At 73.5% G+C, this 22,070-nt stretch carries 21 protein-coding genes; 11 read left to right on the top strand and 10 right to left on the bottom strand.

The genetic code is table 11. The features are described 5' to 3' along the window. The first annotated feature begins 84 nt into the window (after window positions 1–84). Both PO879_RS06640 and serA read left to right on the top strand, forming a co-directional pair. Complete coding sequence (locus tag PO879_RS06640; RefSeq protein WP_278237129.1) at window positions 85–2,346, top strand: AAA family ATPase; 2,262 nt, start codon at window positions 85–87, stop codon at window positions 2,344–2,346. Between the two features lie 43 nt (window positions 2,347–2,389). After that, window positions 2,390–3,628: a phosphoglycerate dehydrogenase gene (gene serA / locus PO879_RS06635; protein ID WP_278237128.1), complete on the top strand. Its 1,239-nt coding sequence runs from the start codon at window positions 2,390–2,392 to the stop codon at window positions 3,626–3,628. A gap of 7 nt (window positions 3,629–3,635) precedes the next feature. Here serA and nrdR read toward each other — a convergent pair whose 3' ends face one another. After that, window positions 3,636–4,121 carry a transcriptional regulator NrdR gene (gene nrdR / locus PO879_RS06630; protein WP_278237127.1) on the bottom strand — a complete coding sequence of 162 codons (486 nt, stop codon included), beginning with the start codon at window positions 4,119–4,121 and terminating at the stop codon, window positions 3,636–3,638. A 93-nt stretch (window positions 4,122–4,214) separates the two neighbouring features. Further along, complete coding sequence (locus PO879_RS06625) at window positions 4,215–4,556, bottom strand: LysM peptidoglycan-binding domain-containing protein (protein WP_278237126.1); 342 nt, start codon at window positions 4,554–4,556, stop codon at window positions 4,215–4,217. A 234-nt stretch (window positions 4,557–4,790) separates the two neighbouring features. Between PO879_RS06625 and lexA the strand changes: the two genes are divergently transcribed. Next, window positions 4,791–5,543 carry a transcriptional repressor LexA gene (gene lexA, locus PO879_RS06620; protein WP_278237125.1) on the top strand — a complete coding sequence of 251 codons (753 nt, stop codon included), beginning with the start codon at window positions 4,791–4,793 and terminating at the stop codon, window positions 5,541–5,543. A gap of 72 nt (window positions 5,544–5,615) precedes the next feature. On the opposite strand, the gene PO879_RS06615 is transcribed toward lexA, so the two are convergent. Genes PO879_RS06615 through hflX form a run of 3 tightly spaced genes read right to left on the bottom strand, consistent with a single transcriptional unit; the run spans window position 5,616 to window position 10,205 of the window. After that, entirely contained in the window at window positions 5,616–6,575 is a 960-nt protein-coding gene (locus tag PO879_RS06615; protein WP_278237124.1) for an L-lactate dehydrogenase, read from the bottom strand. A 10-nt stretch (window positions 6,576–6,585) separates the two neighbouring features. Continuing rightward, window positions 6,586–8,622, bottom strand: a complete 2,037-nt coding sequence (locus tag PO879_RS06610; protein WP_278237123.1) for an ATP-dependent DNA helicase — start codon at window positions 8,620–8,622, stop codon at window positions 6,586–6,588. A 50-nt stretch (window positions 8,623–8,672) separates the two neighbouring features. Further along, complete coding sequence (gene hflX / locus PO879_RS06605; RefSeq protein WP_278237122.1) at window positions 8,673–10,205, bottom strand: GTPase HflX; 1,533 nt, start codon at window positions 10,203–10,205, stop codon at window positions 8,673–8,675. A gap of 82 nt (window positions 10,206–10,287) precedes the next feature. On the opposite strand from hflX, the gene PO879_RS06600 reads away from it, so the two are divergent. After that, window positions 10,288–10,896: a methyltransferase gene (locus PO879_RS06600; protein WP_278237121.1), complete on the top strand. Its 609-nt coding sequence runs from the start codon at window positions 10,288–10,290 to the stop codon at window positions 10,894–10,896. A 141-nt stretch (window positions 10,897–11,037) separates the two neighbouring features. Here PO879_RS06600 and dapF read toward each other — a convergent pair whose 3' ends face one another. Both dapF and miaA read right to left on the bottom strand, forming a co-directional pair. Then, window positions 11,038–11,970: a diaminopimelate epimerase gene (dapF, locus tag PO879_RS06595; RefSeq protein ID WP_278237120.1), complete on the bottom strand. Its 933-nt coding sequence runs from the start codon at window positions 11,968–11,970 to the stop codon at window positions 11,038–11,040. After that, window positions 11,967–12,950: a tRNA (adenosine(37)-N6)-dimethylallyltransferase MiaA gene (miaA, locus tag PO879_RS06590; protein ID WP_278237119.1), complete on the bottom strand. Its 984-nt coding sequence runs from the start codon at window positions 12,948–12,950 to the stop codon at window positions 11,967–11,969. Before miaA ends, dapF begins: the two co-directional genes overlap by 4 nt. Window positions 12,951–13,000: 50 nt before the next feature. Between miaA and PO879_RS06585 the strand changes: the two genes are divergently transcribed. After that, on the top strand, window positions 13,001–13,468 hold the full coding sequence (locus PO879_RS06585) for a hypothetical protein (protein ID WP_278237118.1): 468 nt from the start codon (window positions 13,001–13,003) through the stop codon (window positions 13,466–13,468). A gap of 1 nt (window position 13,469) precedes the next feature. Here PO879_RS06585 and PO879_RS06580 read toward each other — a convergent pair whose 3' ends face one another. Then, window positions 13,470–14,066 carry a hypothetical protein gene (locus PO879_RS06580; RefSeq protein ID WP_278237117.1) on the bottom strand — a complete coding sequence of 199 codons (597 nt, stop codon included), beginning with the start codon at window positions 14,064–14,066 and terminating at the stop codon, window positions 13,470–13,472. Between the two features lie 110 nt (window positions 14,067–14,176). Between PO879_RS06580 and PO879_RS06575 the strand changes: the two genes are divergently transcribed. Next, a complete protein-coding gene (locus PO879_RS06575) occupies window positions 14,177–14,668 on the top strand; it encodes a YbjN domain-containing protein (protein ID WP_278237116.1) in 492 nt (163 codons plus the stop codon). Further along, entirely contained in the window at window positions 14,665–15,174 is a 510-nt protein-coding gene (locus tag PO879_RS06570; protein WP_347568620.1) for a YbjN domain-containing protein, read from the top strand. The genes PO879_RS06575 and PO879_RS06570 overlap by 4 nt, the downstream gene beginning before the upstream one ends. Before the next feature lie 54 nt (window positions 15,175–15,228). Here the strand turns inward: PO879_RS06570 and miaB are convergent, their stop codons facing one another. Beyond that, window positions 15,229–16,857, bottom strand: coding sequence for a tRNA (N6-isopentenyl adenosine(37)-C2)-methylthiotransferase MiaB (gene miaB / locus PO879_RS06565; RefSeq protein ID WP_278237471.1), 1,629 nt, complete (start codon window positions 16,855–16,857; stop codon window positions 15,229–15,231). Window positions 16,858–17,016: 159 nt separating this feature from the next. On the opposite strand from miaB, the gene PO879_RS06560 reads away from it, so the two are divergent. The 4 genes from PO879_RS06560 to PO879_RS06545 all read left to right on the top strand — a co-directional run bounded on the left by PO879_RS06560 (window position 17,017) and on the right by PO879_RS06545 (window position 20,496). Beyond that, window positions 17,017–17,817 (top strand): amino acid ABC transporter ATP-binding protein, encoded by an 801-nt coding sequence (locus tag PO879_RS06560; RefSeq protein ID WP_278237115.1) that lies wholly within the window; start codon window positions 17,017–17,019, stop codon window positions 17,815–17,817. 37 nt (window positions 17,818–17,854) lie between these two features. Beyond that, window positions 17,855–18,745, top strand: a complete 891-nt coding sequence (locus PO879_RS06555; protein ID WP_278237114.1) for a glutamate ABC transporter substrate-binding protein — start codon at window positions 17,855–17,857, stop codon at window positions 18,743–18,745. Between the two features lie 129 nt (window positions 18,746–18,874). Next, window positions 18,875–19,552, top strand: coding sequence for an ABC transporter permease subunit (locus tag PO879_RS06550; RefSeq protein ID WP_278237113.1), 678 nt, complete (start codon window positions 18,875–18,877; stop codon window positions 19,550–19,552). Beyond that, entirely contained in the window at window positions 19,549–20,496 is a 948-nt protein-coding gene (locus PO879_RS06545; RefSeq protein WP_278237112.1) for an amino acid ABC transporter permease, read from the top strand. The genes PO879_RS06550 and PO879_RS06545 overlap by 4 nt, the downstream gene beginning before the upstream one ends. Window positions 20,497–21,501: 1,005 nt before the next feature. On the opposite strand, the gene PO879_RS06540 is transcribed toward PO879_RS06545, so the two are convergent. Continuing rightward, window positions 21,502–21,999, bottom strand: coding sequence for a regulatory protein RecX (locus tag PO879_RS06540; RefSeq protein ID WP_278237111.1), 498 nt, complete (start codon window positions 21,997–21,999; stop codon window positions 21,502–21,504). Between the last annotated feature and the right edge of the window lie 71 nt (window positions 22,000–22,070).

The raw sequence follows: 22,070 nt of genomic DNA, 5'->3' as shown, positions 1-22,070 counted from the left end.
CACATCACCCCGACCGCACGCACGACAGGGCGCCCGGACGTGGAATGATGGTCGGCCGCACACCGAGCAGCACCGGGAGGACGCGTGGCGGGCAGGCACGACGAGCTGGCGCGCGAGCAGGTGGTCGTCGACCGCCTCTACGAGCGACTGGACGAGCTGCGCGCCACCGCGCGCGAGCGGCTCGCGGTGGTCCGGCGCGAGGGGCCGTCGGGATCGCCGCAGAACCGCAGCGAGCGCGACGCCTTCGCCACCATGTACGCGGACCGGGCGGCCCGCCTGGACGCCGTCGAGGACCGGCTCGCCTTCGGACGGCTGGACCTCGAGACCGGCGAGGAGCGGTACATCGGCCGGATCGGCCTGACCGACGACGAGCACCGCACGCTGCTCACCGACTGGCGCGCGCCCGCCGCCCAGGCCTTCTACCGCGCCACCGCACGGCACCCGGACGGCGTGCGTCGGCGCCGTCACGTCGTGACCACGGGGCGGACCGTCACCGGACTGGAGGACGAGGTCCTGGACCTCGACGCCGTGGACGACGGGCTCGACGTCTCCACGCTGTCGGGCGAGGGCGCGCTGCTCGCGTCGCTGGCGCGGCGCCGGACCGGCCGGATGTCCGACATCGTGGCGACGATCCAGGGCGAGCAGGACCGCATCGTGCGCGACGAGCTCGGCGGGGCCGTGGTCGTGCAGGGCGGGCCCGGCACCGGCAAGACCGCCGTGGCCCTGCACCGCGCCGCCTACCTGCTGTACGCCCACCGCCGGCTCCTCGAGCGCTCCGGCGTGCTGCTCGTCGGTCCCAGCCGCGCGTTCCTGCGCTACATCGACCAGGTGCTGCCCTCCCTCGGCGAGACGGGCGTGGTGTCCACCACCATCGCCGAGCTGCTGCCCGGGCTGACCGCGGACGGCGTCGAGACGCCCGCCGCCGCGGAGATCAAGGGCCGGCTGCTGTGGCGCGCGGCGATCAAGCGGGCCGTGCGCGCCCGCGAGCGCGTCCCCGCGCAGGACGTGCCGGTGCGCATCGACGGTGTCGAGCTGCACGTGCGCCGCCGGGACGTGCGCGACGCGATGGCGCGCGCCCGCCGCACGCACAAGCCGCACAACGAGGCGCGCGCGACCTTCGTGCGCGAGATGCTCGGCAAGCTGGTCGAGCAGTACCGCGAGCGCACCCAGCGCGAGGTGACCGAGCACGACCTCGCGGTGCTGACCGAGGACCTGCGCTCGGACCGGGACGTGCGGGTGGCGATCAACCTCGCGTGGTTCCCGATCACGCCCGAGCGGCTCGTGGCCGACCTGTGGGCCAAGCCGCACCGGCTGGCGGAGGCAGCACCGGAGCTGACGGAGGACGAGCGGGCCGCGCTGCGCCGCGACCGCGGCGCCCGCTGGACCGAGTCCGACGTGCCGATCCTCGACGAGGCGGCCGAGCTGCTCGGCGAGGACGACACCGTCGCGCGGGCCGAGGCCCAGGCCGCCGAGGCACGCCGCGCGGCCGAGGTCGAGTACGCCCGCCAGATGCTGGAGAGCTCCGGCGCGGGCCAGGGCATGGTCGACGCCGAGACCCTGGCGGCGCGGTTCGCCGAGTCCGGACCCACCCTGACGACGGCGGAGCGCGCGGCGTCGGACCGGTCGTGGACCTACGGGCACGTCGTGGTCGACGAGGCGCAGGAGCTCAGCCCGATGGCGTGGCACACCCTGGTGCGCCGGGTGCCCAGCCGCTCCCTGACGATCGTCGGGGACGTCGCGCAGACCTCGTCCGCGGCCGGGTCCCGCTCGTGGCAGAAGACCCTCGGGTCGGTCCTGCGCGACGGCTGGCGCCTGCACGAGCTGACGGTCTCCTACCGGACCCCGGCCGAGGTCGCCACGACCGCGCAGCGCGTCGCGGTCGAGGCCGGGCTGCCCGTGTCCCCGCTCACGGCCGCCCGCGACGTGGCCGACGCCCTCGTCGTCGCGCCGACCGACGACCTCGTCGCCGAGACCGCACGCCGCGTCGCCGCCGAGGCGCGCGAGCACGTCGACCCCGACGGCGCCGGACGGGTGGCCGTCATCGCCCCCGAGGACGCCGTCGCAGGACTGCGCGCACCGGTCGCCGCCGCGGTGGCCGACGCCCTCGGCGCCGACGAGGCCGCACGGCTGGACCGGCAGCGCCCCGAGGACGCCCAGGTCCTCGTCGCACCGCCGCGGGAGATCAAGGGGCTCGAGTTCGACGCGGTCGTGGTCGTCGAGCCGGCGGCCGTGGCCGCCGGGGCCGGCGGCTGGGGAGACCTCTACGTGGCCATGACGCGCCCCACCCAGCGTCTGGTCGTCGTGCACGCCGCGGACCTGCCGGCGGGGCTCGTGCACGAGGGGTGAGACACGTTTGGCCCCGACGCCCCGGGAGGCGCACCATAGGGTCGTGCTGCGCGCCCTCCTTCTCGAGAACATCCACCCTGACGCCGTCGCCATCCTGGAAGCGGCGGGCATCGAGGTCGAGACCCGACCCGGTGCCCTCGACGAGTCCGAGCTGATCGAGACTCTCGCGGACTTCCATATCCTCGGCATCCGGTCCAAGACCCAGGTCACCCGCCGGGTGATCGAGGCCTCCCCCGGTCTGCTGGCGGTCGGGACGTTCTCGATCGGCACCAACCAGATCGACCTCGAGGCCGCCGCCGGCCACGGCGTGGCCGTGTTCAACGCCCCGTTCTCCAACACCCGCTCGGTCGTCGAGCTGGCGGTCTCGGAGATCATCGCCCTGACCCGCCGGCTGACGGTGCGCGACAAGGCGCTGCACGACGGCGTGTGGGACAAGACGGCCGACGGGTCGCACGAGGTCCGCGGCCGCACGCTGGGCATCATCGGCTACGGCAACATCGGCTCCCAGCTGTCGGTGCTGGCCGAGAACCTCGGCATGAACGTGGTCTTCTTCGACACCTCCGAGAAGCTGGCCCTCGGCAACGCCCGCCGGGTCGAGACCCTCGGCGAGCTGCTCGAGGTCTCCGACACCGTGACGATCCACGTCGACGGACGCGCCGGGAACGCCGGGCTGTTCGGGGACGACCTGTTCGCCCGCATGAAGCCGGGCGCGATCTTCCTCAACCTCTCGCGCGGTTTCGTCGTCGACGTCGAGGCGCTGCGCGAGCACATCCTCAGCGGCCACCTCTCCGGTGCGGCCGTCGACGTCTTCCCGACCGAGCCGAAGAAGCGCGGGGACCACTTCGAGTCGCCGCTGCGCGGCCTGGACAACGTGATCCTCACCCCGCACGTGGGCGGGTCGACCGAGGAGGCCCAGCAGAACATCGGTCTGTTCGTGGCCAAGAAGCTGCGTGACTACCTGCTCACGGGATCGACCACGCTGTCCGTCAACCTGCCCAACCTGCAGCTCGAGCACACCGGCGTGGGCCGCATCGCCCTGCTGCACCGCAACGTGCCGGGTGTGCTGGCGGCCGTCAACCAGGTCTTCGCCGACCACGGCGCGAACATCGAGGCCCAGATGCTGGCCACGCACGGCGAGCTCGGCTACGTGGTCACCGACATCTCCGACGTGACCCACCGCGGCGCCTCGAGCAAGCTCATGGCGATGGACACCACGGTGCGCCTGCGGATCCGGGACGCGTTCGACCGGCCGGAGTTCCCTCCGGGTCCGGCCGCGCACTGAGGCGCGCTCACCCCTCCGTACGCTGCGCGGCGGACGACTCGCGTTCGAGTCGCTCCGCCCGCAGCGAGGTGATCGCCGCCTCGAAGTCCTCCAGGGAGTCGAAGTCCTGGTAGACCGAGGCGAACCGCAGGTACGCCACCTCGTCCAGCTCCCGCAGCGGTCCGAGGATCGCCAGACCGATCTCGTAGGCATCGATCTCGGCGCTGCCGCTGGAGCGCAACGTCTCCTCGACCCGCTGCGCGAGCAGCGCGAGGTCGTCGCCGCTGACGGGCCGGCCCTGGCAGGCCTTGCGGACCCCGGAGACGACCTTCTCGCGGCTGAACGGCTCGGTCGCGCCGGAGCGCTTGACGACCGACAGGCTCGCGGTCTCGATCGTCGTGAACCGGCGCTGGCACTCGGGGCACTGACGGCGTCGGCGGATCGACGCACCGTCGTCCGAGGTCCGCGAGTCGACGACGCGCGAGTCGGCGTGCCGACAGAAAGGGCAGTGCATCCGAGGTCTCCTGCGGTCGGTGCCGGGCCCCTGCCCGGCTGCCCGACGAAAGTATGCGCAGGCCCGCCTCCGGTGCAACACAGCCCGCGCCGGCTACGACCTCGGCAGCACCAGCACCTGCCCCACCCGCAGGGACGACTCCGTCATACCGTTCAGGTCACGGAGCTCGGCGACGACGTCACGCACGTCCTGGCCGGGATCGGTCAGGGGCGTCGCGAAGTCCCAGAGCGTCTCCCCGGGCGCGACCGTGTGCAGGCGGACCTCCAGCGGCTCGCCGGGCGAGCCCGCCACCGCCTGCCCCCCGGCGAAGGCCAGCGGGAGGCTGACCGCCACCGCCAGCACCGCCAGCACGACGCGTCCGCGGACCGTCAGCCGCAGCCCGGTCAGCCCCCACCTGTCCTGCACGCTGCTCGGGTGTGCCGTCATCGTGGTCATGACGCCCGTCCCTCCGGCTCGAGTTCGTTCGTACAGACGTTCGTGGAACACATGTTCGTCGAACACGTGTTTTATTGATACCACGACACGGCGACACGAGTCGAGAGATGTCGAACAGATGTTTGATGTCGCAGGTGATCTGGCCTAGGCTGACCGCAGCGGGATGGCAGGAATGTCGGGTTCACCCCGGCGGGCCTGTCCCCGCACCCAGACACGGCACGACGGGAGCGACGCATGACGACGCGACAGCACAACGACGGGACTGGCACCGGCGACGGCCTGGCGTCGGTCTCGGAGCTCGCCCCCGGACCGGACCGGCTCACCGCGCGCCAGCGCGGCGTGCTCACCACGATCCGCGAGTCGGTCGAGTCACGGGGCTACCCGCCCACCATGCGGGAGATCGGCGAGGCCGTCGGCCTGGCGAGCCCCTCGTCCGTCAAGCACCAGCTCACCGTGCTCGAGCGCAAGGGCTACCTGCGCCGCGACCCGAACCGGCCGCGCGCGATGGAGGTCGTCGACCCGGACACCGGCCGGACCGCCAGCACCACAGCGCCCCCCGCACCGCCCGTGCCCGCCGCGCCGACGCCGGACGGCGAGGGCGAGGAGACGCCGGCACCGTCCTACGTCCCCCTCGTCGGCCGGATCGCCGCCGGTGGGCCGATCCTGGCCGAGCAGGTCGTCGAGGACGTCTTCCCGCTGCCGCGCCAGCTCGTGGGCGACGGGGAGCTGTTCCTGCTCAAGGTCGCCGGCGACTCGATGGTGGACGCCGCGATCTGCGACGGGGACTGGGTCGTGGTCCGACGCCAGAACGTCGCGGAGCAGGGCGAGATCGTGGCCGCCATGATCGACGGCGAGGCGACGGTCAAGACCTTCAAGCAGGCGGACGGGCACACCTGGCTCCTGCCGCAGAACCCCGCCTACTCCCCCATCGCCGGCGACGAGGCGCAGGTCCTGGGTCGCGTGGTGGCGGTGCTCCGCAGCCTCTGACCGCGCGGCGTCCGGTCGGTCGACCGGGCGCCCGGCGGTCCGGTGCGGTGCTCCGCACCGGACCGGGGCGGGTCAGAGCCCGAAGCGGTGCAGCACGGCGCGCACGCTCTCGGCCGAGGCACGCAGACCGGCCGCCTCCTCGTCGGAGACCGGCGTGTCGATCACGGTGGTCGCGCCGCGCGAGTCGACCAGCGTGGGCATCGACAGGCAGACGCCGTCGATCCCGTGGAACCCGTCCACGCGGGTCGAGACCGGCATGACCCGGTGCTCGTTCTTCAGCACCGCCTCGACGATGCGGGTCGCCGCGAGACCGACCGCGTAGTTGGTGGCCCCCTTGCCGGCGATGACCTTGTACGCCGACTCCACGACGTCGCGGGCGATGGCTGCCCGCGCCGCGTCGTCCAGCGGCGGCCGGCCCGGCAGGTGCTCCCACTCCAGCAGCGGGACGCCCGCGATGCGCGCCGAGCTCCACAGCGCGATCTCCGAGTCGCCGTGCTCGCCCGCGACGTAGGCGTGCACGTTGGCCGTCGCCACGCCGCAGTGCTCGGCCAGCGCGGCACGCAGCCGCGAGGAGTCCAGGACGGTGCCCGACCCGAAGACCCGCTCCGGCGGGAGGCCGGAGATCTGCTGGGCCGCGTAGGTGACGACGTCGACCGGGTTGGTGACCATCAGGTAGATCGCGTCGGGGGCCACCTCGACCAGACCGGGCAGGATCTTGCGCGTGAGGCCGATGGTGGCCTCGGCGAGGTCCAGGCGGGACTGCCCCGGCTGCTGCTTCGCCCCGGCGGTCACGACGACCACGTCGGCGCCGCGGCACACCTCGACGTCGTCCGAGCCGATCACCTCGGCCTCCGGGACGAACATGCCGCCGTGCTGCAGGTCGAGCACCTCGGCGTCGACCTTGGACTTGTTCACGTCCATCAGCGCGACGGTCCGCGCGGTACCGCGCGCCAGCGCGGCGTAGGCGAGGGTGGCGCCGACGGAACCGGCGCCGACCACGGCGAGCTTGGTCGTGCTGCGGGGTGCGTTCACGCAGGACAGACTATGTGTCGAGCCGCCGCAGTGCACCGCGGACCAGATCCTGGTCGGTGGTGCGCCAGAAGTCGGGCAGGGACCGGGTGAGGAAGGATCCGTACCGGGCCGTGACCAGGCGGGGGTCCAGGACCGCCACGACGCCCTTGTCCTCCTGGGAGCGGATGAGCCGACCGGCTCCCTGCGCCAGCAGCAGCGCGGCGTGCGTCGCGGCGACCTGCATGAACCCGTTGCCGCCGGACTGCTCGACCGCGCGGGCACGGGCCGCCTTGACGGGGTCGTCGGGGCGCGGGAACGGCACCCGGTCGATCAGGACCAGCCGGCACGCGTCCCCCGGCACGTCCACCCCCTGCCACAACGACAGCGTGCCGAACAGACAGGTCGCCGGATCGGCCGCGAACTGTGCCACCAGGCTCGGCAGCTGGTCGTCGCCCTGGCACAGCACCGGGACGTCCAGGCGCTCACGCATGGCCTCGGCCGCGGCCGTCGCGGCGCGGCGGGAGGAGAACAGCCCCAGCGTGCGCCCGCCGGCCGCCTCGATCAGGCCGGCGATCTCGTCGAGCTGCGCCTCGGTGGTGGGTTCGCGCCCGGGCGCGGGCAGGTGCTTGGCCACGTAGCAGATGCCCTGGCGGCGGTAGTCGAACGGGCTGCCGACGTCGATGCCGCGCCAGTCGCCGTCGTCGTCGCCGGTGGAGGCGGCGAGCCCGAGGGACCGTGCCAGCGGGTCGAAGCTGCCGCCCAGCGTCAGCGTGGCCGAGGTCAGGACGCCGGTGCGCTCGGTGAGCAGCTGGGAGCTGATCAGCCCCGCGACGGCCAGCGGCGCGGCGTGCAGCCGGGCGACCCCGTCACCCCAGGGCGCGTCGGCGGGCGGTCGGGAGCACCACAGGACGTCGTCGCTGGTGTCCTCGGCCGCCATGCGTTCGGCCACGTCGAAGAGCTGCTGGATCGCCGACTGCGCCATGCGGATGCCGGCGTCGGGCTCGGCCCCGGGCTCCGGCCGCAGCTCGGCGAGCAGGCCGCGGGCGGCGTCGCGCACCGCGGACACGGCGGTGTGCAACGACTCCGGCAGCCCCTGGGGGTAGCGCTCGGCCGGGACCGTGGCGAGCACCTGCGCCAGGCCCTGGGCGGCGGCGTCGAGGTCGTCCGTGGTCCGGCCGCCGTGGCGGCGGGCGAGCCGGGCCGCGTGCTCGACCGTGCCGGCCGACAGGTCGACCGTCGCGGCGGAGGTGATGCGGTCGGCGAGCTCGTGGGCCTCGTCGACCACCAGCACGTCGTGCTCCGGCAGGACGTGCTGGTTCCCGGACGCGGCGATCCCCAGCATGGCGTGGTTGGTGACCACGACGTCGGCCTCGCGGGCGGTGGCGCGCGCCTGCTCGGCGAAGCACTCGTCGAAGACCGGGCACCGCTGGCCGAGGCACTCCAGGGAGGTGACCGACACCTGCCGCCAGGCACGGTCCGGGACGCCGGGGACCAGGTCGTCCCGGTCCCCGGTGTCGGTCTCCTCGGCCCAGGCGTGCAGCCGGCGCACCTGGTCGGCCAGCCGGTCCGACGCCGCGTCCCCGCCGCGCGGGGTGGCCGGGTGCTGCTCGGCGGCCGCCCCCTCGCCCGGGCCGGGGTCGGGCGGCAGGTCGAACAGCGTGGCGTCGTCCGTCGGGTAGCCGCCGGTGATCTTGTGCCGGCACAGGTAGTTGTGCCACCCCTTGAGCAGGGCGACCCGCGGCGGCCGCGGCAAGGCCGGCGCCACGGCGTCGGCCACCAGGGGCAGGTCCCGGGTGATGACCTGGCGCTGCAGGGCGAGCGTGGCGGTCGACACCACGACCCGCTCGTCCTGCGTCACCGCGTGGCGCACGGCGGGCACGAGGTAGCCGAGGGACTTGCCGGTGCCGGTGCCGGCCTGCACGAGCAGGTGCCGCCCGTCGTCGATGGCCCGCGCGACCTCCGAGGCCATCTCCCGCTGGCCCTCGCGCGGGCTGCCTCCGAGGGCCCCGACCGCGCGGTCGAGCAGCGTCGAGACGTCGGGTGCGGCGGCGGGGTCGGACGAGGTCACCGTGCGATCCTACGGGCGCCCGGCGACCCCGCCGGACGGGTCCACAGCGCTCAGACGGCCGCGGCGTCCAGCTCGGCCGCGAGCGCCGCGTCGACCCGTCCGCGCAGGCGCGTGCCCTCGGCGAGGTACTCCTCGTCGGCGAGCTCGCCGTGCTCGTGGACCCGGTGCACGAGGTCGCCGCGCGAGTACGGCACGACCAGGTCGATCTCCACGGCCGGGCGCGGCAGCGCGTCGGCGATCAGCGCCTTGAGCTCGGCGATCCCCTCGCCGGAGTGCGCCGAGACGACGGCGGTGCGCCGTTCGCGGCGCTGGATCCGGCCCACGGTGACGGGGTCGGCGAGGTCGGCCTTGTTCAGCACGACGATCTCGGGGACGTCCTCCACCCCGGGGATGTCGGACAGCACCTCGCGGACGGCGTCGATCTGCCCCTCGGGGTCGGGGTGGGAGGCGTCGACGACGTGCAGCAGCAGCGCCGCGTCGCCCACCTCCTCGAGGGTGGACCGGAACGCCTCGACGAGCTGGTGCGGCAGGTGCCGCACGAACCCGACGGTGTCGGCGAGCGTGTACAGGCGGCCGTCCTCGGTGCGGGCGCGCCGCACCGTGGGGTCGAGCGTCGCGAACAGGGCGTTCTCGACCAGCACCCCGGCGTCGGTGAGGACGTTGAGCAGCGAGGACTTCCCGGCGTTGGTGTACCCGGCGATCGCGACGTTGGGCACCGCGTGGCGACGACGCTCGAGGCGCTTGGTCTCCCGGGCGGGCGCCATCGCGGCGATCTCGCGGCGCAGCTTGGCCATGCGGTTGCGGATCCGGCGGCGGTCGAGCTCGATCTTCGTCTCACCGGGGCCGCGCGAGCCCATGCCGGCGCCCGCGCCGCCGACCTGGCCACCGGCCTGCCGGGACATCGACTCGCCCCAGCCGCGCAGACGCGGCAGCAGGTACTCGAGCTGGGCGAGCTCGACCTGCGCCTTGCCCTCCCGCGACTTGGCGTGCTGGGCGAAGATGTCCAGGATCAGCGCGGTGCGGTCGACGACCTTGACCTTGACGATGTCCTCCAGCGCACGCCGCTGGGACGGGGCGAGCTCGGAGTCGACGACGACGGTGTCGGCGCCGCTGGCCGCGACCATGTCGGCGAGCTCGGCCGCCTTGCCGGAGCCGAGGAACGTGCCCGGGTCGGGCGTGGCCCGCTTCTGCAGCAGCCCGTCGAGGACCTGGGAGCCGGCGGTCTCGGCCAGCGCGGCGAGCTCGCGCAGCGAGATCTCGGCGTCGCGGGAGGCGACCTCGCCCCCGGAGTGCAGGCCGACGAGGACGACCTTCTCCAGCCGGAGCTGGCGGTACTCGACCTCGGTGACGTCGTCGAGCTCGGTGGACAGCCCGGAGACGCGGCGCAGCGCCGAGCGCTCGGCCAGGTCGAGCTGGTCGCCGTCGTACGCGGAGTGCACGGTCCCGCCCTCGGCCCGCGCCGTCCCTGCTCTCGCGAGGACGCGTGCGACCACGTCGTGAGCGATCGACTGCGCGTCCCGGGGCTCCTCGGTCGCCTCGGCGCCCGTCGCGGTCTGCTCGGGGTCGGTGGGGGTGTGGGTCAAGTCGGTCCTCTCGATGGGTTCTCCGTCGTCAACAAGGATCCCACGCGGTTTCGTCCCGACGAAGCCCATTACGCTTCCTGCTGTGAGCGACCACTACTTCACGGCCCGACCGGCCTCCGACGACGAGCGTCGCACCCTCGACGTGCGGCTCGCCGGACGCGAGGCGACCGTCGAGGTCGCCGCCGGCATCTTCTCCCCCGGCGGGGTCGACAAGGGCACCCGGATCCTGCTCGACGAGGTGCCCGCCCCGCCGGCGGGCGACCTGCTGGACCTCGGGTGCGGCTGGGGCCCGATCACGCTCACGGCGGCCCTGGAGAACCCGGCGAGCACCGTCTGGGCCGTCGACGTCAACGAGCGCGCGCTGGACCTGGTGCGCCGCAACGCCGACCGGCTCGGGGTCTCCGACCGGGTCCGGGCGGTGACGCCGGACGGGGTGCCCGACGACGTCACGTTCGCCGCGATCTGGTCGAACCCGCCGATCCGCGTGGGCAAGCAGGTGCTGCACGACATGCTGCGACGCTGGCTGCCGCGGCTGACGGCGCCGTGCCCGCCCGACGGCGGCGCGTGGCTGGTGGTGCAGAAGAACCTCGGCGCCGACTCCCTGGCCCGGTGGATCGAGGCCGAGCTCGGGCAACCCACGCGGCGCGCGGCCTCGTCGAAGGGCTTCCGCGTCCTGCACGTGACGCGCTGAGGGCGCGCCGGGCGGCCGGGCACGTCCCGTGAGGGGACGAGCGTCCCGGTTCTGCGGCGGATCAGCAGACGAATCTCGCGCGTCCGGGACGCTCGACCGACGGACGCGGGACCTGACCGGCGACCGCGGTGACGTCCGGCACTACAGGTCGATCTCGCCGCTGAAGACGAGCTCGGCGGGACCGGCGAGCTCCACGTGCCCGCCGTGCAGCAGCCGGACGCGGACCTCGCCGCCGGGCACCTCGACGAACCAGGTCGACGGCACCCCGTGGGGGTCGTCCACGCCGTGCGCCGCCCAAGTGCGCACCGCGAGCGCCGCCGCGCACGCACCGGTGCCGCACGACCGCGTCTCGCCGACGCCGCGCTCGTGCACCCGCATGCGGATCCGCCCGACGGGCCGCCCCTCGGGACCGGCCTCCTCCCCGAGCGGGACGACGAGCTCGACGTTGGTGCCGTGCGGCGGGACGGGTTCGACGGCCGGGGCCCGGGTGAGGTCCAGCGCGTCGAGCTCGGCGACGTCGGACAGCGCCACCACCGTGTGCGGGTTGCCCAGGTCGAGGCTCAGCGCCGGACGCGGGGCGTCCCAGCCCGCCGTGAGCACCATGGCGTCGGCTCCGGCAGCGGCCGCGTCGTCGCCCCCGGTGAGGGACCACGGCCCCATGTCGACGGCGTACCAGCCGTTCTGCTCGCGCCGGACCCGCTTGACGCCCCCGCGGGTGCCCAGCGCCAGCTCGGCGCCGTCGGACAGGTCGGCGAGCCCCAGGCTCTCGGCGAACGCGGTGAAGACCCGCACGCCGTTGCCGCACATCTCGGCCGGGCTGCCGTCACCGTTGCGGTAGTCCATGAACCAGATGGCCTCCGGGGCGGCCGCGAGCACGTCGTCGGCCACCTGCTCGCCCGCCTGGGCGACCGCGGCCGTCGGCGCCAGGCGGATGACGCCGTCGGCGCCGATGCCGCTGCGCCGGTCGGCCAGACGCCGCACCTGCTCGGCCGTGAGGTCCATGTCGCCGCGGGTGTCGGCGACGAGCACGAAGTCGTTCTGCGTGCCGTGCCCCTTGGTGAAACGTACGGTCATGAGCCCAGACTACGGCGCACGGGTCGGTCCTCCGGCGCCGGGAGGGTCTCCGCATCGGCGGCCCGGACCACGGCGAGGGCGTCGGCCAGCAGGGTCGGCGAACCGGCGTCGAGCCACTGCACGCGCGGGTCGCGGCCGAACCATCCCATCTGCTTGCGCGCGAGCCGCCGGGTGTCGGTCACCACGGCCTCGCGCGCGGCGTCCTCGGTGAGGTCGCCCGCGAACCAGCGCAGCAGCTCGGCGTACCCCACGGCGCGCGCCGCCGTCGTGCCGAGTCCGGCACCGGTCCCGCCCTGCGCGGGCGAGGCCAACGACCGCACCTCGTCGACGAGCCCGGCGGACCACATGCGGTCCACCCGCCCCGCGACCCGGGCGTCGAGCGTGGGTCGGTCGCAGTCGAGACCGATCTGGACGGCGAGACGGACGTACTCCTGGCGGGGCAGGTTGGCGGTGAACGGCTGCCCGGTGATCTCGATCACCTCCAGCGCACGTACGAGGCGCCGGGTGTTCTCCGGGCCGATGGACGCGGCGGCATCGGGGTCGCGGCGCACCAGCTCGGCGTGCAGCGCGCGGCGCCCCTCGGTCTCGGCGCGCCCCTCGAGGCGGGCGCGCACCTGCGGGTCGGTGCCCGGGAAGTTCATCTCGTCCAGCAGTGCGCGCACGTAGAGCCCGGAACCGCCGACGACGACGGCGCGGGCGCCGCGGGCCGCGATCGCGTCGAGGTCCGCGCGGGCCGCCGCCTGGTAGTGCGCCACGGAGGCGTCCTGGGTGGGGTCCAGCACGTCGAGCTGGTGGTGGACGATCCCCCGGCGCTCGGCCGGCGGCACCTTGGCGGTGCCGACGTCCATGCCGCGGTAGAGCTGGAAGGCGTCGGCGTTGACGATCTCGGCCGGCGCCCGCGGTCCGGACAGCGCCTCGGCGAGGTCCAGGGCGAGGTCCGACTTCCCGGTGGCGGTGGGTCCCACGACGGCGACGATCACGGACCTACCGTACGTCGTGGGTCGCCGTACCCCCCGGCTAGGCTCTGCGGGTGCTGCTGCTGTCCGTGCTCGCCGTGAGCCTGCTGTCCGGGCTCGTCCCGGTGGTCAGCATCGAGGTGTACCTCGGGGGCGTCGCGGCGGTGACGGACGCGGCGTCGGACCCGGTCCGGGTGGCGCTGATCGCTCTCGTGGCCGGGATCGGCCAGACCGTGTCCAAGGTGGTGTGGTACCTCGGCGCGGCCCGGTCGATGGAGACGCGGTGGGTGCGCGAGAAGCTGGCCGTCAAGCGACGCCGCGAGACCTTCGACCGGTGGCAGGACCGCATCCAGGGCCGGCCCTGGCTCAGCGCCGCGGTGCTTCTCGCGTCGGCCTCGGCGGGCTTCCCGCCGCTGATGATCATGGCCGTCGTGGCCGGCTCGCTGCGGGTGCCCATGGCCGTCTACGTCCCGACCCTCCTGGTCGGCCGCACGGTGCGGTTCTGGCTGCTGCTCGCCGGCGTCGGCTGGTTCGCCGGGTGAGTCAGTCGGCCCAGGTCACGACGTCGTAGGCACCCGGCAGGTGGTCCCCGGACGCGGCGACGGTCCGGGTGGTCGCCGACCAGCCGCCGCGGTCCGCGAGCCCGGCCAGGACGCCGGCGACCGCCGTCGTGCAGGCCGTGGGTCCGGCCGCCGGGTCGGCGGGGGAACCGCCGGCCACGACGAGCGCGTCGACCCCGGCGAGCTCGCGCAGGCCGACGCGCACGGCCCCGGGATCGTCGTCGGCGACCTCGACGACGTGCGCCCCGGCCGCGACGTCGTCGCCCAGCGCGCGGGCCAGGACCAGCAGCGCCACCGAGGCGGGAACGTGTGCCGCCGGGAGCGTGACGCCCGTGGGGGGACCAGGCAGCCAGCGGTCGTGGACGCCGGCCGCGGCGAGGGAGGCCCGCCGGGCGCCGGCGGCGGTGCGCGGACCGGGCGCGAGCACCCCCCAGCGCTGCGGGACGGCTCCGTGCGGGGTCCGGACGGCGGCCAGGGCGTCCGCGACGGCGGCACGCAGGTCGCCCAGGGGCCGTGCCGTCCCGGCGGCACCGGGGACCAGGAGCGGGGTCGCGGGCAGGACGACGGCACGAGCGGGCACGCTGCCAACCTACCGGGACGTGTAGCGTGGGTGGTGTGAGGTTCTTCGGGTCGCGCCGGATCGCCAGATCGTCAGCCGCATCGCGTGAGGAGCCCCTCGACGCGGACCTGTTGCGCAGCGACGTCGAGAACGTGCTGCTGGCCGGGCCCGTCGGGCAGCTCGCCGGGGCGACCCCCCGCCCCGTGACGCGAGAACGGGTCAGTGCCTGGCTGGACTCCTCGGGGTTCACCTACGCCGTCGACAACGACGGCGACCCGGGCGGCATCTGGCACGGACGGCAGTTCTCCTTCCTCGTGCTGGGCGACGAGGGCGAGGTCCTGCAGGTGCGCGGCCAGTGGCACCGCCAGGCCACCATCGAGCGGCTCAGGGAGATCCTCGACGTGTGCAACGCCTGGAACGCCGAGCGCATCTGGCCGACGACGTACGCGCGGGTGCGCGACGACGGCGCGGTCGTGGTCTGCGCCGAGGTCACCACGAGCCTCGAGCACGGCGCCACCGACGACCAGCTCGGCCAGCTCCTGGAGTGCGGGCTGTCGACCGGGGTGATGTTCTTCGAGCACCTGGACTCGGTGTTCCCGGACCCGCTGCAGGTGGCACCGTGAGCGGGCCGCTGCGACGAGCCGCGACGGCGGTGCTGCAGGTGGCGCGCCGTCGGCGCGCCGACGACACCGAGCCCCCGGCCGCACGCCCCACCCCGGTGACGGCCCGACGCATCGGCGCCGACCTCGCGCGGCGCGGCTACCGGTTCCGCACCGACGACGACGGCGACCTCACCGGGACGTGGGACGGCCACCGGTTCTGGTTCCTGCTGCTGGGCGACGCCGGAGAGATCCTCCAGGTCCGCGGACGCTGGTCGGGAACCGTGCCCGACTCGGCACGGCCGGCGGTGCTGCAGGCGTGCAACGACTGGAACCGCGAGCGCATCTGGCCGAAGGTCTACACGCGCCCCGAGCAGGGCGGCCTCGCCCTCTACGGCGAGGTGTCCGTCGACCTGGAGCACGGCGCGACCGACGAGCAGCTCGCCGAGACGCTGTCGTGCGGCCTGGTGACGACGTCCCAGTTCTTCTCGGGGCTCGGCGCCCTGGTCGGCCCGGAGGCCGAGGACTGATCCCCGGCCGCCGGTCCGGACCTCGGCCGGGAGTCCGGCCCCGGCCGGGGCACGTCAGCGACGTAGCGTCGGCATCCCCAGGGTGACCGGCGCGCCGGGCTCGCCACCGCCGCCGTGGGAGTGGTCGTCGTGGCCGCCGCCGAGGCGGGCGGACTCCCGCTGCACCCAGGCGTCGCCGGACCGCGTGCGCCGCACCGTGTAGGTGCCGCCGTCGAGCGCGGAGTCGGCGATGAGATGGTGCGGCGCCGCCCGCGTGACCTCGACGGTCACCATGTCCCCCGGGCGCGGGAGCGCAGGGTCCAGGTCGGCGACGTCGACGAGCCGCGGGTCGTCGAGGGAGGCCGGCTGGTCGGCCAGGCCGCCCTCGGGCAGCACGCCGGCCGGCACCGCGAGGTGGACCAGGCGGTTGTCCGGGGCCCGGCCCGACAGCCGGTGGGTGGCACCGTCCTTCTTCCCCGAGCCCTCCGAGACGAGCACCTCGAGGGTCCGGCCGGTCTGTCGCGCGGACTCCTCGGCGCTGATCCGCTCCTGGAGCGCCAGCAGCCGGTCGAAGCGCTCCTGGACGACCTCCTTGGGCAGCTGGTCGTCCATCTCCGCCGCCGGCGTCCCGGGGCGCGGGGAGTACTGGAACATGAAGGCCGAGCTGAATCGCGACTCCTCGACGACGCGCAGCGTCTCGGCGAAGTCCTCCTCGGTCTCCCCGGGGAAGCCGACGATGATGTCGGTGGTGATCGCGGCGTCGGGCATCGCGGCGCGCACGCGGTCCAGGATCCCGAGGAACTTGGTCGACCGGTAGCTGCGGCGCATGGCGCGCAGGACGCGGTCCGAGCCCGACTGCAGCGGCATGTGCAGCTGCGGCATGACGTTCGGGGTCTCCGCCATCGCCTCGATGACGTCGTCGGTGAACGCGGCCGGGTGGGGCGAGGTGAAGCGCACGCGCTCCAGTCCCTCGATGTTCCCGCAGGCGCGCAGCAGCTTGGCGAACGCCCCCCGGTCGCCGAACTCGACGCCGTAGCTGTTGACGTTCTGACCCAGCAGCGTAACCTCGACGGCTCCGGCGTCCACCAGGGCCTGCACCTCCGCGAGGACCTCCCCCGGCCGGCGGTCGCGCTCCTTGCCCCGCAGGTGCGGGACGATGCAGAAGGTGCAGGTGTTGTTGCAGCCCACGGAGATGGAGACCCAGCCGGCGTACACCGACTCGCGGCGGGTCGGCAGCGTGGAGGGGAAGACCTGCAGGGACTCGGCGATCTCGACCTGCGCGGCCGCGTTGTGCCGTGCCCGCTCGAGGAGCACCGGCAGCGCGTCCAGGTTGTGGGTGCCGAAGACCACGTCGACCCAGGGCGCCTTGTCGACGATCTCGCCGCGGTCCTTCTGCGCCAGGCAGCCGCCGACGGCGATCTGCATGCCGGGCCGCTCCGCCTTGAGCCCGGCGAGCTGGCCGAGGTTGCCGTAGAGGCGGGTGGCGGCGTTCTCGCGCACCGCGCAGGTGTTGATGACCACCACGTCGGCGTTGCTGGCCGCCTCGTCGGCGGCCGACGCCCGCGTGTAGCCGGCCTGCTCGAGCATCCCGGCCATGTGCTCGGAGTCGTGGACGTTCATCTGGCACCCCAGGGTGCGGACCGTGTACGTCCGGCCGGCCCCGTCGGAGGGCTGGGGTGTGACGGTCTCGCGGGGTGACGGCATGGTGGTGGACATCGCCTTCTAGGGTACGGTCCCGCGCGCGACGAATCCGACGTCGCAAGCATGCTGATTCTTCACGTTCCGGACAGTCGTTACCGATTCGTTGCCGACTCGGCGCGTCTTCGCATCCCATGGAAACAATCGGCTGGTTAGGTTCATGACATGGATCACAGCGGAACGACTCCGGCGGACGACCAGCACCCGCCGGCGGACGACTCGCACCTGGGCGCCCCGCTCGTCGAGCTCGAGGCGGTCGACAAGTACTTCGGGGACCTGCACGTGCTGCAGGACATCAACCTGACGGTGCGACGCGGCGAGGTGCTCGTCGTCATCGGCCCGTCGGGCTCCGGCAAGTCGACGCTGTGCCGTGCCATCAACCGGCTGGAGACGATCGACAGCGGCGACATCTCCATCGACGGGCAGCCGATGCCGGCCGAGGGCCGCCAGCTCGCCCGGCTGCGCGCCGACGTCGGCATGGTCTTCCAGGCGTTCAACCTCTTCGCCCACAAGACGGTGCTGGACAACGTCACGCTCGGCCCGCGCAAGGTCCGCGGGCTGAGCAAGTCCGACGCCGAGGCCGAGGCCCTGCGGCTCCTCGACCGGGTTGGGGTCAAGAACCAGGCGGCGAAGTTCCCCGCCCAGCTCTCCGGCGGGCAGCAGCAGCGCGTGGCGATCGCCCGCTCGCTGGCCATGCACCCCAAGGTGATGCTCTTCGACGAGCCGACGTCGGCACTCGACCCCGAGATGATCAACGAGGTGCTCGACGTGATGGAGCAGCTCGCCAAGGAGGGCATGACGATGATCGTCGTCACGCACGAGATGGGGTTCGCGCGCAAGGCGGCCGACCGGGTGGTGTTCATGGCCGACGGCCAGATCGTCGAGGAGGCCACCCCCGAGGAGTTCTTCCACCACCCGCGCAGCGACCGCGCCAAGGACTTCCTGTCGAAGATCCTCACCCACTGATCTTCCGCACCGGCACCACCCGACGAAAGGACGAACCATGCGACGCACACGCACCACCGGGGTGATCGCCCTGGCCGCCACGGCCGCGCTCGCGCTGGCCGCCTGTTCCTCCGACGACGGCGGAGGAGACACCGACGCCGACGCCGGCAGCGAGACGACCGACACCATGGAGGAGGAGGAAGGTGCCGGCGGTGAGGGCCTCACCATCGGTATCAAGTTCGACCAGCCCGGCCTCGGCTTCATGGACGGCGACACGCCCTCCGGGTTCGACGTCGACGTCGCCAAGTACGTCGCGAGCGAGCTCGGCTACTCCGAGGACCAGATCGAGTGGGTCGAGGCCCCGTCCGCCCAGCGCGAGACGCTGCTCTCGACCGGCCAGGTCGACATGATCTTCGCCACCTACTCGATCACCGACGAGCGCCGCGAGCAGGTCTCCTACGCCGGCCCGTACTTCGTGGCCGGCCAGGACCTCCTCGTCGCGGCCGACAACACCGACATCACCGGCCCGGACGCCCTGGACGGCAAGAACCTGTGCTCGGTCACCGGTTCGACGTCCGCCCAGCGCATCAAGGACGAGTACTCCGAGGGCGTCAACCTCCTCGAGCAGCCCGGGTACGCCGAGTGCGTCACCGCGCTCACCTCGGGGCAGGTCGACGCCGTGACCACCGACGACATCATCCTCGCCGGCCTGGGCGCCCAGCCCGCCAACGCCGGCCAGGTGAAGGTCGTGGGCAACACGTTCTCCGAGGAGCGCTACGGCGTCGGCATCCCGCAGGAGTCCGAGCAGTGCGAGGACATCAACGCGGCGCTGACGCAGATGATCGAGGACGGCTCGTGGCAGGAGTACATCGACGCCGCCACCGAGGGCACCGGCTACACGCCGAACTCCGACCTGAACCCGCCGGAGTTCGACCCCTGCGACATGTGATCCCCGGATGAGTCCGGGTCGGGCCCGCCGCACCGCTCGGCGGGCCCGACCCGGTCCCTCGATCCGATACCCGGGCCGTCGGCCCGGTGCCCGTCACCGCCGTGACCGAGCCGAAGGAGCGTCCGCCGCGTGGAGGAGTATCTCGACATCGTCCGCCAGTACGACGTGCTGGGGGCGTTCTGGGTCAACATCCAGCTCGCCTTCTGGGCGGCGCTGCTCTCCCTGGCCCTGGGGTCGGTGCTGGCGCTGTTCCGCATCTCCCCCATCGGGAGCCTGCAGTGGGCCGGGTCCGCGTACGTGACGATCCTGCGGAACACCCCGCTGACGATCATCATGGTCTTCATGGTCCTCGGGGCCTGGGGTCAGCTCGAGCTGACGCTGGCGACCGACTTCGACCTCAACTTCTTCTGGCTCGCGGTCGTGGGGCTGTCGATCTACCACGCGGCCTTCGTGTGCGAGGCGATCCGCTCCGGCGTCAACACGGTGCCGGTCGGCCAGGCCGAGGCGGCACGCTCCATCGGCCTGTCGTTCCTGCCCTCGGCCCGGCTGGTCATCCTGCCGCAGGCCTTCCGCGGCGCGATCGCCCCGCTCGGCAACGTCCTCATCGCCCTCATCAAGAACACCACGGTCGCGGCGGCCGCCTCGGTGGCGACCGAGACCTCCTCGGTGATGCGGACGATGATCGAGTTCCGGCCCGACTACATCTACGCGATCTTCTTCACCTTCGCGATCGGCTACGTGATCCTCGTGACCCCCGTCGGACTGCTGTCCACCTCGTTCTCGCGTCGACTGGCGGTGGCCCGATGAGCGCCCAGACCGTCCTCTTCGACGCGCCCGGTCCCCGTGCCAAGCGCCGGATCCTGCTGGGCAACATCGTCGGTGCCGTCGTCGTCGCCGGCATCGCGGCTCTCGTGCTCGCCCGTCTGGCCGACAAGGGCCAGCTCGACGCGGACCTGTGGCTCGCCGCGGTGGACGCCGATGCCTGGGCCTACTACTACTGGCCGGGGTTCCTGGCCACCATGCGCGCGGCCGCCGTCGCGATCGTCGGCGCCTTCGCCTTCGGCCTGCTCTTCGGCGTGGGCCGGCTCTCCGCGCTGCTGCCGGTCCGGGTGGTGTGCGGCGCCGTCGTGGAGTTCTTCCGCGCCGTGCCGGTGCTGCTCATGATGGTGTTCTTCTGGCTGCTGCTCGCCAACGCCGGCGTCGACGACTCGGACTTCTGGGGGGTCGTCATCGGGCTGATCCTCTACAACGGGTCCGTCGTGGCCGAGCTGGTGCGTTCCGGTGTCCACGGCCTGCCCTCGGGTCAGCGCGAGGCCGCGCTGTCGACGGGACTGACGCGGGGCCAGTCGCTGCGGTCCGTCGAGGTCCCCCAGGCCCTCATCGCCATGCTGCCCGCGCTGCTCTCCCAGCTCGTGGTCGTGCTCAAGGACTCCGCCCTCGGCGCGATCATCACCTACCGCGAGCTCCTGCAGGAGGCCCGGCGCCTCGGCTCCGGCGAGGGCAACATCCTGCAGACCCTGGCCGTCGCCGCCGTGCTGTTCATCCTCATCAACTGGAGCCTGACCAAGCTGGCGGAGCGGCTGGGCAACTCCTTGCGGCGCACCTCGGGGCGGACCGGGACGATGGCGGCCGGTCTGGACGCCGGTGTCGGGGTGGGCGCGACGGCCCAGGCCGCCGAGCGCCCGCACGGGGTCGACGAGGGACCCGACGCCGGTCCCGGGGACCCCGGCCGACCGGGACGGTGGACCTGACTCAGGAGACGTCGACGACGACGCTGCCCCACCTTGCGGCCGGACTCGACGTACCGGTGCGCCGCCGTGATGTCCTCCAGCGCGTAGTGCCGATCGACGACCGGGACGAGACGTTCAGCCGTGACCAGCTCGTGCAGCACGCGGCGCGTGGGTCCGTCCGGGACAGGCGCCGGAAAGCGCACGCGGGCCCACGGCGCCAGCGCGAGCAGGAGGTTGACGCCGCCGGGACCGAGCTCCGACGAGGCGTACACGCCGTGCGGACGCAGCAGACGTCGGCACCGGGCGAACGAGCTCTTGCCCACGGCGTCCATGACGACGTCGAAGCGGGCGGCGTCGCGGGTGAAGTCCACCTCGTCGCGCGCGATGACCCGGTCGGCGCCCAGGCTGCGCACGAGATCCGCGTGCGCGGCGTCGCAGACCGCCGTCACCGTCGCACCGCAGGACGCCGCCAGCTGGACGGCAGCCGCACCGATCGCCCCGGTCGCGCCGTGCACGAGCACGTCCGTGTCCGGGCCGATCTGGAGCCGCTCGCAGAACGCCCAGGCGTAGTGCGGGCCCTCGGTCACCGTGGCCGCCTCCGCGAAGGAGAGGTGGTCGGGGATCGTCTCGACCCAACCGTCGCTGCGGACCGTCATCAGCTCGGCGTGCGCCCCGAAGGGACCTTCGACGTAGCCGTAGACGCGGTCCCCGACACCGCGGTCGTGCACGCCGTCCCCGACGGCTTCCACTGTGCCCGCGTACTCGCACCCCAGCACTCGTGCCCGCGGGCGCCGCGGCCCGTACATCGCCCGGGCGAACCAGGGACGGCCCGCACGGTACGCGGTATCGGTGCGGTTCACGGTCGTCGCCCGGACCCGGACGAGGATCTCACCGGGGCCCGGCGCCGGGTCGGGCACCTCCTCGACACGCACGACCTCGGGCGGCCCGTACCGATCGTGCACGGCAGCGCGCATGGCTCCCCGCTCCTTCGTGTCGACGAGAGCCGCGAGTGCTCCCCGACGCAGGCTAGTCGTCGAACGACACCATGTCGTCCAGGTCGTCATTCTCGCCCTCGGTGGCCAGGGCCTCCTTGACCGCGGCGAAGGCCACCGACGGGTTGTGCCCCTTCCGGCTCAGCGCCCCCACGGCACGCCGGACGCGCTTGTCCCGGTCCAGACCCTGCGTCCGCGCGACGTGCTTGCGGGCCAGCTCGGCCGCGGCGGCGCGCTCGTCGTCGCCGTCGATCTGCTCGAGGGCGGTGGCCGCCGTCTCGGTGTCGACGCCCCGGCGGTGCAGCTCGGCGGAGATCGCCCGCCGGGCCTGCCCACGCTCCGCGTGCCGGGTCCGCACGATCATCTCGGCGTACGCGGCGTCGTCGACGAGGTGGACGTCCTCAAGGCGGTCGAGCACCTGCTCCGCCAGATCCTCCGGGTACCCCTTGCGCGCGAGGGACCGTGCCAGCTCGACCCGGCTCTTCGGCGCAGCGGTGAGCGTGCGCAGGACGGCCTCCCGCGTCAGCTCCATGGCCTCGTCGCGGGAGAGCTCACCGGCCTCGAGCCGCTCGACGACGGTCGGGCGACGGCGACGGGTCCGCC

Origin of the sequence: Isoptericola sp. AK164, assembly GCF_029643425.1 — a bacterium.
GTDB classification, from domain to species: domain Bacteria; phylum Actinomycetota; class Actinomycetes; order Actinomycetales; family Cellulomonadaceae; genus Isoptericola; species Isoptericola haloaureus.
This window is presented reverse-complemented; position numbering and strand designations above follow the sequence as displayed.

Bases quoted from the DNA above. Each gene is read 5' to 3' on its own strand.
- nrdR (WP_278237127.1), bottom strand. From the start codon at position 4,121: ATGCACTGCCCTTTCTGTCGGCACGCCGACTCGCGCGTCGTCGACTCG.
- dapF (WP_278237120.1), bottom strand. From the start codon at position 11,970: ATGACCGTACGTTTCACCAAGGGGCACGGCACGCAGAACGACTTCGTG.
- PO879_RS06560 (WP_278237115.1), top strand. From the start codon at position 17,017: ATGGATCACAGCGGAACGACTCCGGCGGACGACCAGCACCCGCCGGCG.
- PO879_RS06540 (WP_278237111.1), bottom strand. From the start codon at position 21,999: ATGGAGCTGACGCGGGAGGCCGTCCTGCGCACGCTCACCGCTGCGCCG.
- PO879_RS06545 (WP_278237112.1), top strand. From the start codon at position 19,549: ATGAGCGCCCAGACCGTCCTCTTCGACGCGCCCGGTCCCCGTGCCAAG.
- PO879_RS06555 (WP_278237114.1), top strand. From the start codon at position 17,855: ATGCGACGCACACGCACCACCGGGGTGATCGCCCTGGCCGCCACGGCC.
- PO879_RS06625 (WP_278237126.1), bottom strand. From the start codon at position 4,556: ATGACCACGATGACGGCACACCCGAGCAGCGTGCAGGACAGGTGGGGG.
- lexA (WP_278237125.1), top strand. From the start codon at position 4,791: ATGACGACGCGACAGCACAACGACGGGACTGGCACCGGCGACGGCCTG.
- miaB (WP_278237471.1), bottom strand. From the start codon at position 16,857: ATGCCGTCACCCCGCGAGACCGTCACACCCCAGCCCTCCGACGGGGCC.